Raw genomic sequence first — 14,403 nt, 5'->3', positions numbered from 1 at the left:
CCGCCTCCCTGTCACGCCCGGTCGGCCGTCACGCCTTGCGGGTGCGGGCCGTCGCCTTCTTGGCGGCCGCCTTCTTCGCGGGAGCCGCCACCTTCTTCGCGGGGGCCTTCTTCGCCGCCGTCTTCTTCGCCCCGCGGGCCGCCGGGATCTTCCCGCCGGCGTCGCTGATCCGGTCGGCGCCGAGGATCTCGCGGAGGAACTTGCCGGTGTGGCTCTCGGGGACCGAGGCGACCTCCTCCGGCGTGCCCTCGGCGATCACCAGACCGCCGCCGCTGCCGCCCTCGGGGCCCATGTCGATGACCCAGTCGGCGGTCTTGATGACATCGAGGTTGTGCTCGATGACGATCACCGAGTTGCCCTTGTCGACCAGGCCGGACAGGACCTTGATCAGCTTCGAGATGTCCTCGAAGTGGAGGCCGGTGGTCGGCTCGTCGAGCACGTACACCGTGCGGCCCGTCGAGCGCTTCTGGAGCTCGGAGGCGAGCTTGACGCGCTGCGCCTCGCCACCGGAGAGCGTCGGCGCCGACTGGCCGAGGCGGACGTACCCGAGGCCGACCTCGTTGAGCGTGCGCAGGTGGCGCGCGATGGTCGGGACGGCCTCGAAGAAGTCCAGGGCCTCCTCGATCGGCATGTTCAGGACCTCGGCGATGGACTTGCCCTTGTAGTGGACCTCCAGGGTCTCCCGGTTGTACCGGTCGCCGTGGCAGACCTCGCACGGGACGTAGACGTCCGGGAGGAAGTTCATCTCGATCTTGATCGTGCCGTCGCCGGAGCAGTTCTCGCAGCGGCCGCCCTTGACGTTGAAGGAGAAGCGGCCGGGCAGGTAGCCCCGGACCTTGGCCTCCATCGTCTCGGCGAAGAGCTTGCGGACGTGGTCGAAGACGCCGGTGTACGTCGCCGGGTTCGACCGCGGGGTGCGGCCGATCGGCGACTGGTCGACGTGCACGACCTTGTCGACGAGGTCGTCGCCGTCCACGCGCGTGTGCCGTCCGGGCACCGACTTGGCGCCGTTCAGCTCGCGCGCCAGGTGGGTGTAGAGGATGTCGTTGACCAGGGTCGACTTGCCGGATCCCGAGACGCCGGTGACGGCGGTGAGGACGCCCAGCGGGAAGGAGACGTCGATGTCCCGCAGGTTGTTCTCGCGGGCGCCGTGCACGGTGAGCCGCCGTCCGGGGTCCACCGGGCGGCGGACGTCCGGGGTGGCGATCGCCCTGCGGCCGGACAGGTACTGCCCGGTCATCGACTCCTCGTTGGCGAGGAGCTCCTTCAGGGAGCCGGAGTGGACGACCTTGCCGCCGTGCTCGCCGGCGCCGGGGCCGATGTCGACGACCCAGTCGGCGACCTTGATGGTGTCCTCGTCGTGCTCGACGACGATGAGCGTGTTGCCCATGTCCCGGAGCCGGACCAGGGTCTCGATGAGCCGGTGGTTGTCGCGCTGGTGGAGGCCGATGGACGGCTCGTCGAGCACGTAGAGCACGCCGACCAGGCCGGAACCGATCTGGGTGGCGAGCCGGATGCGCTGGGCCTCTCCGCCGGAGAGCGTGCCCGCCGCCCGGTTGAGCGAGAGGTAGTCGAGGCCGACGTCGACGAGGAAGCGCAGCCGCTCGTTGACCTCCTTGAGGACCCGCTCGGCGATCTTCTTGTCGCGGGCGTTGAGCGTGAGCCGGGAGAGGAACTCGGCGCAGTCGCTGATGGACATCGCGGCGACCTCGGCGATGGACCTGTCCATGACCGTGACCGCGAGGACGATCGGCTTGAGGCGGGTGCCCTCACAGGTGGGGCAGGGCACCTCGCGCATGTAGCCCTCGAAGCGCTCGCGGCTGGAGTCGCTCTCGGCCTCGCTGTGCCGCCGCTTGACGAAGGAGACGGCGCCCTCGAAGGCGGGGGTGGTCCAGGCGCGCTCGCGCCCGTACCGGTTGCGGTAGCGGACCTCGATCTGGGTCTTGTGGCCGTGCATGAGGGCCTTCTTGGCCCGCTGCGGGAGCCCGGCGTACGGGATGTCGGTGCGGAAGCCGAGGGCCTGCGAGAGCCCGTCGATCATCCGGCCGAAGTACTCCTTGGTGTGGCCGTGCGACCAGGGGTGGATGGCGCCCTCGTCGAGGGACTTCTCCTCGTCGGGGACGACCAGCTCGGGGTCGACCTCCATGCGGGTGCCGATGCCGGTGCAGTCGGGGCAGGCGCCGAAGGGCGAGTTGAAGGAGAAGGAGCGCGGCTCCAGCTCCTCGAAGGAGAGGTCGTCGTACGGGCAGTAGAGGTGCTCCGAGTACATCTTCTCGCGCTCGGGGTCGTCCTCGGGGAGGTCGACGAAGTCGAGCACGACCATGCCGCCGGAGAGTCCGAGGGCGGTCTCGACGGAGTCGGTGAGCCGGCGCTTGGCGCTGTCCTTGACGGTGAGGCGGTCGACGACCACCTCGATCGTGTGCTTCTCCTGCTTCTTCAGCGTCGGCGGCTCGGTGAGCTGCACGGTCACGCCGTCGACGCGGGCGCGGCTGTAGCCCTTGGTCTGGAGGTCGGCGAAGAGGTCGACGAACTCGCCCTTGCGCTCGCGCACGAGCGGGGAGAGCACCTGGAAGCGGCTGCCCTCGGGGAGCTCCAGGACCTTGTCGACGATGGCCTGCGGCGACTGGCGGGAGATGGGCCGGCGGCACTCGGGACAGTGCGGCTTGCCGATGCGGGCGAAGAGCAGACGGAGGTAGTCGTAGACCTCCGTGATGGTGCCGACCGTCGAGCGCGGGTTGCGCGAGGTCGACTTCTGGTCGATGGAGACGGCGGGCGAGAGACCTTCGATGAAGTCGACGTCCGGCTTGTCCATCTGGCCGAGGAACTGCCGGGCGTACGAGGAGAGCGACTCGACGTACCGGCGCTGCCCCTCGGCGAAGATCGTGTCGAACGCGAGGGAGGACTTGCCCGACCCCGAGAGCCCGGTGAAGACGATGAGGGAGTCACGCGGGAGGTCGAGCGAGACGTTCTTGAGGTTGTGCTCGCGAGCGCCACGGACGATGAGACGGTCGGCCACGCCGGTCCGCACCTTTCTTGAGAGAGCGGATGTGCCTGACACACCCAACAACCAAGGATGCCGGATGCTTCCATCGAGCCTATAGCACGCACATTCGATTTCCGGCCGCGTGGAGACCGCTTCACCCGAACGAGTGGCGGCGCACGGGGCGCCTCCGCCGGTCCGACAGGATCGGATCTGGCCCGACCGGCACGACACCCCCTAGGGTGCGGGCCATGATCGACCACGAGCGCGACCTCGCTTCCGTACGAGAAGCGACCGAGCGGCTGCTGAACGACGCCGCCTCCTGGGACAACGCGGCCGTCGCCGAGCCGTCACGGCTTCCCGGCTGGACCCGCGGCCACGTCCTCGCCCACATCTCCCGCAACGCCGACGCCCTGGTGAACGTTCTCCGGGGCCGGCCGATGTACGCCAGCGCCGAGACCCGCGACGCCGACATCGAGCGCGACGCGGACCGCCCCCTCGACGCCCAGCTCGCCGACCTGCGCGCGACCGGCGAGCGCTTCCAGGAGGTCGGCGCCGAGCCCGCCGACTGGAGCCGCACGGTCGAGCTCCGCAACGGGGTCACCGACAGCGCCTCCCGGATCCCCTTCCGCCGCTGGGTGGAGGTGGCCCTGCACCACGTCGACCTGGGCGTCGGCTACGAGCTGGAGGACCTGCCGGAGGAGTTCGTCCTGCGGGAGATCGACTTCCTGACGGAACGGTTCACGGGCAACGCCTCCGTCCCGCCGACCCGGGTCCTGACCACGGACGGCACGGGCGCGTGGACCACCGGTTCCGCGGAGGGCGCCGGGGTGACCGTGAGCGGCCCCTCCCCCGAGCTCCTCGGCTGGCTCGCCGGCCGCCGCGACGGCTCCGCCCTGAAGACCGAGGGCGGCCCCCTGCCGGAGCTCCCCCCGCTCTAGGGCCTGTCTGACCATCCCCGCCGGATCAGGCCGGGGCGTTCGGTGCGTGCGATCGGTGCGCGGCCGGGACGCTCTTGTAGCGGAGCTACTTGGGCGTTTCGGCCGTGCGGCGAGCGTGCGTGCCGGGCGGGCCGGACCCGGCGGGGATGGTCAGACAGGCCCTAGCCGCCGTTGTCGGTCGCCGGAGCTAGTCTGAGGCCATGACGTACAGCGGAGTGGTGAAGGTCGGCGGCGCGGCGGACGTGCACGAGCTGACGGACCTGATGATCTCGAAGGTCGCGGTCGGTCCGATGGACAACAACGCGTATCTGCTGCGCTGCCGGGCGACCGGCGAGCAGCTGCTGATCGACGCGGCCAACGAGCCCTCGACGCTGCTCACGCTGATCGGTGACGACGGCATCTCCGCCGTCGTCACCACCCACCGGCATGGCGACCACTGGCAGGCCCTGGAAGAGGTCGTCGCCGCGACCGGCGCCCGGACCTACGCGGGCGCGTACGACGTGGAGGGCATCCCCGTCCCGACCGAGGTGCCCGTCGAGGACGGCGACACGATCCGGGTGGGCCGGGTCGAGCTGACCGCGCGCCGCCTCGTCGGGCACACGCCGGGCTCGATCGCCCTGGTCTACGACGACCCGCACGGCCACCCCCACGTCTTCACCGGCGACTGCCTCTTCCCGGGCGGCGTGGGCAACACGTGGAAGGACCCGGAGGCCTTCGCGAGCCTGATCCACGACGTGGAGACCAAGCTCTTCGCGGTCCTGCCCGACGAGTCCTGGGTCTATCCCGGCCACGGCCGGGACACCACGCTCGGTGACGAGCGCCCGCACCTCGCGGAGTGGCGTCGGCGCGGCTGGTGACACCGGCGCGCTCCCTCCGAGCTGCGCACCTCCGTACGCCCCCGTAACCGGGGCGGTGGCGGGGTAGTTGGCGCGACATGCGCCAAAGTCACCCTCCGTCGCCGTCCCGGCCGCCCTCGATGGCCCGGCTCGCCGCCGCCTCGCTCGTCGGCACCGCCATCGAGTTCTTCGACTTCTTCGTCTACGGGACCGCCGCCGCCCTCGTCCTGGGGCCGCTCTTCTTCCCCACCTTCTCTCCCCTGGCGGGGACCCTCGCCGCCTTCGGCACCTTCGCCGCCGGTTTCCTCGCCCGTCCCCTCGGCTCGGTGCTCTTCGGGCACGTTGGCGACCGGTACGGCCGGCGGCCGGTCCTCTTCGTCTCGCTGCTCCTGACGGGCTGCGCCACGGTCGCGGTCGGCTGCGTCCCCACGTACGCGACGCTCGGCATCGCCGCCCCGGCGCTGCTGCTCGCCCTCCGCTTCCTGCAGGGTCTCGGCCTGGGCGGCGAGTGGGGCGGGGCGGTCCTGCTCACCGCAGAGCACGCCCCCGAGCACCGGCGCGCGCTGTGGTCGAGCTTCCCGCAGGTCGGGCCGGCGATCGGCTTCCTCCTGGCGAACGGGGTGATGCTGGCGCTCACCGCCGGGCTGAGCGACGTGGAGTTCCGCGCCTGGGGCTGGCGGGTGCCGTTCTGGGCGGCGGGGCTGCTCGCGGTCGGCGGCCTGCTGCTGCGTTCCTCGCTCGCGGAGACTCCGCAGTTCGAGGAGCTGTCCGCGTCCGGGCGGCGCGCGGGCGCCCCGCTGGCGGAGGTCGTCCGCGACCACTGGCGACTCGTGCTGCTGACGGCCGGGGCGCTCGCGGTCGGGTACGCGGTCTTCTACACGGTCTCCACCTGGGCGCTGGCCTACGGCACCGAGCGGCTGGGGGTGAGCAGCACGGTGATGCTGAGCTGTGTCATGGCGGCGGTGGCGGTCATGGGCGCGGTCACCCCGTTCGTGGCCCTGCTCGGCGACCGCTGGGGCCGCCGGCCGCTCTGTCTGGCGGGGTGCGCGGCCTCGGCGCTCTGGACGTTCCCGATGGTGGCGCTGCTGCACACGGCGCGGCCGCTGCTGATGTTCCTCGGGTTCCTGGGCTCGCTGCTGGCCTTCATCACCATGTTCGCGGTGATCGCCGCGTACCTCCCGGAGCTGTACGAGCCCCGCGTCCGCTGCACGGGGGCGGCCGTCGGCTACAACCTGGCCGGCGTCCTGGGCGGCGCGCTGACGCCCGTCGTCGCCACCACCCTCTCCGACGGCGGCTCCGGCCCGCCCTGGGGCGTCGCGGCGTACCTGACGCTGGTCGCGCTCCTGAGCCTCGGCTGCTTCGCCCTCCTCCCGGAGACCCTCCCGGGCCGTGCCGGTCGTCCGGCGCCCGAGCCCGCAGCGGTCTGATCCGTCCGGGCGGTACGAGACGGCGACGGCCGACCGGGGTGGTCCCGGTCGGCCGTCGATGTGTGCGGGAGGGGCGTCAGGCCTCGACGCTGTCCTTCGGGGTGTCCTCGGCGACGGCCGGAGCCTCGGCCTCGGCCTCGGCGAGCCGGGCCTGCTTCCTGGAGGCGATCAGGCTGGTGATGGTGGTGACGACCAGGACACCGCCGATGACCGCGAGCGAGAACGGGATGGAGATCTCGGGGACGTGCACCCCGGACTCGTGCAGGGCGTGCAGCACGAGCTTGACGCCGATGAACCCGAGGATCACCGACAGGCCGTAGCTCAGGTGGACCAGCTTCTTGAGCAGGCCGCCGATGAGGAAGTACAGCTGCCGCAGACCCATGAGGGCGAAGGCATTGGCCGTGAAGACGATGTACGGGTCCTGGGTGAGGCCGAAGATCGCCGGGATGGAGTCGAGGGCGAAGAGGATGTCGGTGGTGCCGATGGCGAGCATGACGACCATCAGCGGCGTCAGCACCCGCTTGCCGTTGTTGCGGATGAAGAGCTTGGTGCCGTGGTAGCGGTCGGCGACGCCGAACTTCTTCTCGACGGTCTTGAGGAGACGGTTCTCCTCCCAGTCCTCCTCGTCCTCGTCGGAGCGCGCCTCCTGGATGAGCTTCCAGGCGGTGTAGATCAGGAACGCGCCGAAGATGTAGAAGACCCAGGAGAAGCTCGCGATGATCGCGGCGCCGGCGGCGATGAAGATCGCGCGGAGCACCAGGGCGATCAGCACGCCCACGAGCAGCACCCGCTGCTGGAGATGCGAGGGGACCGAGAACTTCGCCATGATCAGGACGAAGACGAAGAGGTTGTCGACGCTGAGCGACTTCTCGGTGATGTAGCCCGCGAAGAACTCGCCGGACGCCTGGCTGTTGCCGAAGACCAGCAGGCCGAGCCCGAAGAGCGCGGCGAGCACGATCCAGACGACGGTCCAGATTCCGGCTTCCTTGACCGAGACGTCATGGGGCTTGCGCCCGATGAAGAAGTCGGCACCGATGAGGGCACACAGACCGAGAATGGTCAGTACCCACAGGGTCATTGAAACGTCCACTGCGCCTCCGGCGTCGTACGGCTACTGATCAGCGTCGTCGCTGCCGGAGGTCTCTTCCACCCGGTGGCGGACGGGCCGCCGGGCCGACGCCCCGGGATCGGATCGCTGATGATCCGTCCGTACTGACGGGTACGCCGCGTACAGGGAGTACTCCCCTCCGCACCAAGAAGACTACCCGAAAGACCAAGAGAAGGTAAAGGGCAGGGTAAAGAGACCCCAAAGAGCCAGGTCAGAACTGCTTCCCATGGCGAGCTGCCGCCACCTGCCCGAGGACCTGACGGAGGATCCCGCTGCCCGGAGGAAGGAGCGGCGGCTCGTACGACCAGGCGTGACCGACCCACGGGTCGGCCAGGTGGTCGTCGGGCACGGGCGTGAGCCGCAGCAGCGAGCGCCACAGCGGGTCGAGCAGCGGCCCGTACGCGGCCGCGTCCTCCCGGGCCGCGACCATCAGCAGATGGACGCCGACCGAGGGGCCCTCGTCGGCGAGGTACCGCAGTCGCGTGACCGCCCGGTCGTCGAAGCCGTGCGGGAAGTCGTGCACGATCAGCAGCTGCCGGGCCGTGTCCAGACCGGGCGGCAGCGCGTCGGCCGCCCCGCCCCGCAGCGCCATCTGAAGCAGGTCCACCCGCTCCGTGAGCTGCTCCAGGACCGCCGAGACACCGGCCGCTCCCCGGCCCGGCGGGGCGGCCGCACCCGTCTCCACGAGGGGCGCGAGGGCCGCGGCGCCCGCGCCCGCCGGGTCGATCAGATGGACGGTGAAGCCGTCGGCCGGGTGCGCCGCGAGGAGCCGCGCCGCGTGCGCCACCGCGCAGTCCAGGGCGAGCCGCCGCAGCTCGACCTCGTCGAGGAGCCCGGCCGCCCCGGAGTGGCCCCGGCCGGAATCCACCCACAGACCGCGCTCCAGCGGCAGCCGGACGAGCATGGGGATCCGCAGATCGGTGCGCTCGGGGAGGTGGAGGTCGCCGAGGCGGACGGCCATCGGCTCCTCGTCCGGGACGCGGTAGGCGTGCCAGACGGGGCTGTCCCAGCGGGCGTAGGCGACGGGCAGCGCCGGCTCGACGACCTCGGACTCGGCTGCGAGCTGCGCGAGGTCCCGGTCCAGGACCTCCCGGGCGCGCTCCACGAGCTCGTCGCGCCGGGCGCGGGCGGCGGCCCGCGCGGCGTCGTTCGCGCCGCCGGCCCGGGCGCGGTAGTCGGTGAGCGTCTCGTCGAGCTCCCGGTCGAGCCGGGACTCCGCGAAGTCGCAGGCGCTGCGGTAGGCGGCGGCGGTACGGGCCAGGTCCTCGAACATGCCCCACACCTGGTTGTAGAGCCGCTCGTCCATGGACCAGCCCGAGGCGTCCCCGGCGACCGGCACGGGCGGGGCCTGCCGGGGCTCGGGGGCGGGAGCGGGCTCGGCGGCGGGGGCCGTCCGGCGCCGGGGGTGGGAGTAGTCGATGGGCCCGCCGCTGCCCGTACCCGTCGCCGGGGTGGGGGACGGTGCCATCGGTGCCGGGTCCGGGGCGGTCGTCGGGGGCGCCGGTGCCGGGTCCGGGGCGGTCACCGGGGTCGCCGGGTCCGGGGCGGTGGGCGGCGCTGTGTGGCGTACGCGCTCCGGCTCGGGGACGCGCGACGAAGCGGCGGGCGACGGCTCGGCCGGCGGGGCGGCGGGCGAGGAATCGGCCTGCGCGGAGGCGACCGGCACAGGGCCGGTCGGCGCGAGGGTGGGGGCCGGGGACGCCGTCGCCAGGATCGTGGCGGCGAGGTCAGCGGGGCGCTCCAGGCCCTGGTCGGCGAGCAGGGCGGCGAGCCCGCCCGCGTACCCCTGGCCCATGGCGCGGACCTTCCAGGCGCCCTGGCGACGGTACAGCTCCAGGGCGACGACGGCGGACTCCGTGTCGAGGCCGGTGATGGTGTAGCTGACGATCTCGGTGCCGTCGAGGCCGGCGACGGCGACGAACGGGGCTGCGAGGGCCCCGAAGCGGACGGCTCCGCCGGTCAGCGCGAGGAGGACCGAGACGCGGTGGACGGCGCCGGGGACGGCGTCCAGATCGACGGCGAGGCGATGGTCGGCGGCGGCCCCTGCGGGCACGTCGACACCGGGCAGGGAGGGCGCGCCGGGATGGGCGATCCACTCCGCGTCCGCGACCCGGCCCTGCTCGTCGCCGAACGCGGCTCCGGCGAGGACGGGATGGCCGGCCGACACCCGGATCTCCAGTCGGGTCTCGGGCAGGGGGTGGTTCTGCCCCCGGACCAGCTCGGCCGTCATCGTCTCTGTCCCCTCGGTGTTTCCAGGTGCGGATCATGCGGACAGCTCCCGGCGGCCTCGCACCTCCGGGAGCTGTGGGTGTGCCTTGCCGGACCCGTCTACAGGTGCGGCAGGATCGCGGGCATCAGGTCCTGGAAGGTGCGCCCGTTGGCCGGGTTGCCCAGGGCCGTCATCTGCCAGCCGGAGCCGACCCGGTGCACCTTCGCCATGATCTGCGCGGTGTAGTTGCCGCCGCCGTCGAGGGTGTAGCGCGCGAGCTCCTGCCCGTTCGTCTCGTCGACGATCCGGCAGAAGGCGTTCTGCACCTCCTGGAACGTCTGGCCGGTGAAGGAGTTCACCGTGAAGACGATCTGGTCGATGTGGACCGGCACCCGCTCCAGGTCCACGAGGATCGCCTCGTCGTCGCCGCCCTGGCCCGCGCCGCCGACGAGGTTGTCGCCGGTGTGCTTGACCGAGCCGTCGTCGCTGACCAGGTGGCGGAAGAAGACCACGTCCACCGGCTGCTTCTCGGCGAAGAGGACGGCCGAGGCGTCCAGGTCGATCTCCCGGGTGCGCGAGCCGAAGAGACCGCGGCGCGGCGCCGCCTGCCAGCCGAGCCCCATCCGCACCTGGGTGAGGCTGCCCCCGCCCCTCTTCTCCAGGCTGATGGCCTGGCCCTTGGTCATGTTGACCGACACGCGTTTGCCCCTCTCGTTAGCGTTCCCCGCGCCCGCTGTCCGGTGCGTGCGGTTGTCGAGCACCCTACGCAGCGGCACCGACACCGCGGAGGCTCGGTCCGGTTTTGTGTCGGTCTTGCAACACACCGGACCGCCCGTCCGCCCTCGCCGGTCAGGCGAGTCCCGCCTCCTTCATCTGGCGCAACTCCTTCTTCAGCTCCCCCACTTCGTCGCGGAGCCGGGCCGCCACCTCGAACTGCAGCTCGGCCGCCGCGGCGCGCATGCGTTCGGTCATCTCCTCGATGAGCGCGGCCAGTTGGGTGGCGGGCCGGTCGCCGAGCTCGACGGTGGAGCCGACCTTGCCGCCCTTGCCCTTGGCCGCGGGGCCGTGCGCGGCGAGCGAGGGCACGGGGGCCTTCGCACCCTTGCCCTCCTTCCCCTGCCGGTAGCCGGTGCCGAGCAGTTCCTCGGTGTCGATCTCCTCGCGCGCGATGGTCGCGACGATGTCGTTGATCTTCTTGCGGAGCGGCTGCGGGTCGATGCCGCGCTCCGTGTTGTACGCGATCTGCTTCTCGCGGCGCCGGTTGGTCTCGTCGATGGCCTGCTCCATCGCCGGGGTGATCCGGTCGGCGTACATGTGGACCTGGCCCGACACGTTCCGCGCGGCGCGGCCGATCGTCTGGATGAGGGAGGTCCCGGAGCGCAGGAAGCCCTGCTTGTCGGCGTCGAGGATGGCGACCAGGGACACCTCGGGCAGGTCGAGGCCCTCCCGGAGGAGGTTGATGCCGACGAGGACGTCGTACTCGCCGGCGCGCAGCTCGCGCAGCAGCTCGATGCGGCGCAGGGTGTCGACGTCGCTGTGCAGGTAGCGCACCTGGATGCCGAGCTCCAGGAAGTAGTCGGTGAGGTCCTCGGCCATCTTCTTGGTGAGGGTGGTGACGAGGACCCGCTCGTCGCGCTCGGCACGCAGCCGGATCTCGTGGACCAGGTCGTCGATCTGGCCCTCGGTGGGCTTGACGACGACCTCGGGGTCGACGAGTCCGGTGGGGCGGATGATCTGCTCGACGAAGCCGTCGCCGCGCGAGAGCTCGTAGGTGCCGGGGGTCGCGGAGAGGTAGACGGTCTGGCCGATCCGCTCCTGGAACTCCTCCCACTTCAGCGGGCGGTTGTCGAGGGCGGAGGGGAGCCGGAAGCCGTGGTCGACCAGGGTCCGCTTGCGGGAGGCGTCGCCCTCGTACATGGCGCCGATCTGCGGCACGGTGACGTGCGACTCGTCGATGACGAGGAGGAAGTCCTCGGGGAAGTAGTCGAGGAGGGTGTTGGGCGCGGAGCCGGGCTCGCGGCCGTCGAAGTGCATCGAGTAGTTCTCGATGCCGGAGCAGGAGCCGATCTGCCGCATCATCTCGATGTCGTACGTGGTGCGCATCCGCAGGCGCTGGGACTCCAGGTGCTTGCCCTGCTTGTCCAGCTCGGCGAGGCGGACCTCCAGCTCGCGCTCGATGTCGTTGATCGCCCGCTCCATGCGCTCGGGCCCGGCGACGTAGTGGCTGGCGGGGAAGACGTACAGCTCGCGGTCCTCGCTGATGACCTCGCCGGTGAGCGGGTGGAGGGTGGAGAGGGCCTCGATCTCGTCGCCGAACATCTCGATACGGACGGCGAGCTCCTCGTACACCGGGAAGATCTCGATGGTGTCGCCGCGCACCCGGAAGGTGCCGCGGGTGAACGCCAGGTCGTTCCGGGTGTACTGGATGTCGACGAAGCGGCGCAGCAGCTGGTCGCGGTCGATCTCCTCGCCGACCTTGAGCGGGACCATCCGGTCCACGTACTCCTGGGGCGTGCCGAGGCCGTAGATGCAGGAGACGGAGGCGACCACGACGACGTCCCGGCGGGTGAGCAGGGAGTTCGTCGCGGAGTGGCGGAGCCGCTCCACCTCCTCGTTGATGGAGGAGTCCTTCTCGATGTAGGTGTCCGACTGCGGGACGTACGCCTCGGGCTGGTAGTAGTCGTAGTACGAGACGAAGTACTCGACGGCGTTGTTCGGCAGGAGCTCGCGGAACTCGTTCGCCAGCTGGGCGGCCAGCGTCTTGTTCGGCGCCATCACCAGGGTGGGGCGCTGGAGCTTCTCGATCATCCAGGCGGTGGTCGCCGACTTGCCGGTGCCGGTGGCACCGAGGAGCACGACGTCCTTCTCGCCCGCGCGGATGCGCCGCTCGAGGTCGGCGATGGCGGTCGGCTGGTCGCCGCTGGGCTGGTACTCACTGACGACCTCGAAGGGCGCCACCGAACGTTCGATCTTGGAAACGGGCCGCATGCAACCACCGTACGACCCGGCACTGACACTCGGGCGGTGATCGGCTCACCGCCCGGGTGCCGGACGTCCCGTCACCAGTCCTGGGAGCGGTGTCCGCCGCGCGGGACGGCCCTGCGCGCGGCCCGTCCGACGGGGCGGCCGGGCGGGCGGGCGCTCCAGTTGGCGGGCTCGCCGTAGGAGGGGACGTGGCGCGGCGCGGGCACGCCGGGGCGGTGCGGGGCCCGGGCGACGGGCCGCTGCCAGTCCGGGTCGCCCATCACGAGCAGCGGGTCGAACATGACGACGACGGCGGCCAGGATCAGGAAGACCGCCGGGCCGATCAGCATGGGCAGGAGGAGCGAGGTGGCGGGGTCGTCGGCCCCGGTGCGGGCCCCGGCGCCGTGCAGGTGGACGCTGACGGCGGCCATGGCGGTGTAGTGCATACCACTCACGGCGACGCCCATCACCAGGCTCGCACCGAGACTGGCCAGAAATCCATGCACGGAGACGGCCGCCCAGAGGGCCGCGGTGGCGGCCACGACGGCGATGACCACGGAGAGGGCCACGGTGACCGTGTCGTACTCGATCCGGCCCTGGAAGCGCATACCGGCCATGCCGAGGTAGTGCATGGTGGCGACGCCGAGGCCGGTGATGGTGCCGCCGGTGACCAGGGTGAGGGCGGTCGCCCCGCGGTAGCCGACGATGAAGATGCCGATGCCGACCATGAGGACGGCGACGCCCAGGCTGGCGAAGGTGATGGGGCGGTCGTAGTCGATGGGCGCCTGCGCGACGGAGAAGCCCATCATGGCGATGAAGTGCATCGTCCAGATGCCGGTGCCGATCGAGGTGGCGCCGAGGGCGAGCCAGCCCGCCTTGAAGGTGTCGTGGTGCCGGAGCGATCTGGTGGTGCACCTCAGGCCGAGGGCGCCGCCGAGGCAGGCCATGAGAAAGGCGGCCACCGGCGTGACGAGCCCGTAGCTGAATCCGTCGACCGTGCCCTGCATGAGCGTGTGCCCTCCACCCCTGGTGCAACGTCGTCCGAAAACAGTCGGTACCGCTGGGTAGTACTACCGGGGCGAGATTATGGCGCGCCCGGGGCTCGGCGACCACGTGACCGGGGAATTTCCATTCGCGAGACCGGAGCGAGACCGGTCCGTGATCTCGGGGAGGGCTCCGGGCCGGGCGATCCGCGACCGTTCCGGACCGGCTTGTCCGCGACGGGTCGGGGCCGTGGTGCCGGTGACGACTCCGGGCGGCGTTGTCGGTGACGGTTTCCGGGCCGTGTTGTCGGTGGCGGGTCGTACCGTGGGCGGCATGGACATCGACACGGGGGCGGCGGCGGGGCCGGGCGGCCGGGAGCGGGACGCCACGGCGGAGTGGACGGTCGTGGAGAGCGCCATCGGGCCGCTCTTCCTCGCCGCGACCGGGCGGGGGCTCGTGCGGGTCGAGTTCCACGCCGACGCGGCGCGGCGGGAGCGGATGCTCGACCGGCTGGCGGGGCAGCTCGGCGCGGAGCCGGTGGAATGCGCCTCGGGACGTCTGGCGGAGGCGATACGCCGGCTCGACCGGTACTTCGCGGGCGAGCCGGACCGCCTCGACCTGCCGTTGGACTGGAGCCTGACGACCGGCTTCAACCGGCAGGTGCTGCGCGAGCTGGCGACGGGCGTTCCGTACGGCACGGTCGTCGGGTACGGGGAGCTGGCGAGGCGCGTGGGGCAGCCCGGCGCGGCGCAGGCGGTCGGGGCGGCGATGGGCGCCAATCCGCTGCCGGTCGTGGTGCCCTGCCACCGGGTGGTGGAGAGCGACGGCGGTCTCGGCGGCTTCGGCGGCGGTCTGGAGACGAAGCGGCGGCTGCTGGCCCTGGAGGGGGTGCTGCCGGCGCCGCTCTTCTGAGCACGGGCGGCCCGGGAAGAAGGAGGGGCGTTCCCATCAGAT

Annotated in this window: 10 protein-coding genes; 4 read left to right on the top strand and 6 right to left on the bottom strand. The window is 71.6% G+C overall.

Annotation, left to right across the window (positions count from 1 at the left end; translation table 11 throughout):
- Positions 1-28: 28 nt before the first annotated feature.
- Positions 29-3,016 (bottom strand): excinuclease ABC subunit UvrA, encoded by a 2,988-nt coding sequence (gene uvrA, locus BLW86_RS28375; protein ID WP_093876660.1) that lies wholly within the window; start codon positions 3,014-3,016, stop codon positions 29-31.
- A 215-nt stretch (positions 3,017-3,231) separates the two neighbouring features.
- Here uvrA and BLW86_RS28370 point away from each other — a divergent pair, with 215 nt between their 5' ends.
- From BLW86_RS28370 to BLW86_RS28360, 3 genes are all read left to right on the top strand, one after another.
- Positions 3,232-3,921, top strand: a complete 690-nt coding sequence (locus BLW86_RS28370) for a maleylpyruvate isomerase family mycothiol-dependent enzyme (protein ID WP_093878926.1) — start codon at positions 3,232-3,234, stop codon at positions 3,919-3,921.
- Positions 3,922-4,121: 200 nt separating this feature from the next.
- Positions 4,122-4,778 (top strand): MBL fold metallo-hydrolase, encoded by a 657-nt coding sequence (locus tag BLW86_RS28365; RefSeq protein ID WP_093876659.1) that lies wholly within the window; start codon positions 4,122-4,124, stop codon positions 4,776-4,778.
- Positions 4,779-4,897: 119 nt separating this feature from the next.
- Complete coding sequence (locus BLW86_RS28360) at positions 4,898-6,184, top strand: MFS transporter (protein ID WP_093876658.1); 1,287 nt, start codon at positions 4,898-4,900, stop codon at positions 6,182-6,184.
- A gap of 76 nt (positions 6,185-6,260) precedes the next feature.
- On the opposite strand, the gene BLW86_RS28355 is transcribed toward BLW86_RS28360, so the two are convergent.
- The 5 genes from BLW86_RS28355 to BLW86_RS28335 all read right to left on the bottom strand — a co-directional run bounded on the left by BLW86_RS28355 (position 6,261) and on the right by BLW86_RS28335 (position 13,472).
- Positions 6,261-7,274 carry a TerC/Alx family metal homeostasis membrane protein gene (locus BLW86_RS28355; protein ID WP_093876657.1) on the bottom strand — a complete coding sequence of 338 codons (1,014 nt, stop codon included), beginning with the start codon at positions 7,272-7,274 and terminating at the stop codon, positions 6,261-6,263.
- A gap of 229 nt (positions 7,275-7,503) precedes the next feature.
- Entirely contained in the window at positions 7,504-9,522 is a 2,019-nt protein-coding gene (locus BLW86_RS28350; RefSeq protein WP_093876656.1) for a TerD family protein, read from the bottom strand.
- A gap of 98 nt (positions 9,523-9,620) precedes the next feature.
- Complete coding sequence (locus tag BLW86_RS28345; RefSeq protein ID WP_030692674.1) at positions 9,621-10,199, bottom strand: TerD family protein; 579 nt, start codon at positions 10,197-10,199, stop codon at positions 9,621-9,623.
- 151 nt (positions 10,200-10,350) lie between these two features.
- On the bottom strand, positions 10,351-12,489 hold the full coding sequence (uvrB, locus tag BLW86_RS28340; protein ID WP_093876655.1) for an excinuclease ABC subunit UvrB: 2,139 nt from the start codon (positions 12,487-12,489) through the stop codon (positions 10,351-10,353).
- 71 nt (positions 12,490-12,560) lie between these two features.
- Positions 12,561-13,472 carry an MHYT domain-containing protein gene (locus tag BLW86_RS28335; protein WP_093876654.1) on the bottom strand — a complete coding sequence of 304 codons (912 nt, stop codon included), beginning with the start codon at positions 13,470-13,472 and terminating at the stop codon, positions 12,561-12,563.
- Between the two features lie 310 nt (positions 13,473-13,782).
- Between BLW86_RS28335 and BLW86_RS28330 the strand changes: the two genes are divergently transcribed.
- On the top strand, positions 13,783-14,361 hold the full coding sequence (locus BLW86_RS28330) for a methylated-DNA--[protein]-cysteine S-methyltransferase (RefSeq protein WP_177181778.1): 579 nt from the start codon (positions 13,783-13,785) through the stop codon (positions 14,359-14,361).
- The last annotated feature ends 42 nt before the right edge of the window (positions 14,362-14,403 follow it).

This window comes from Streptomyces sp. TLI_105, assembly GCF_900105415.1.
Lineage (GTDB): Bacteria > Actinomycetota > Actinomycetes > Streptomycetales > Streptomycetaceae > Streptomyces.
This window is presented reverse-complemented; position numbering and strand designations above follow the sequence as displayed.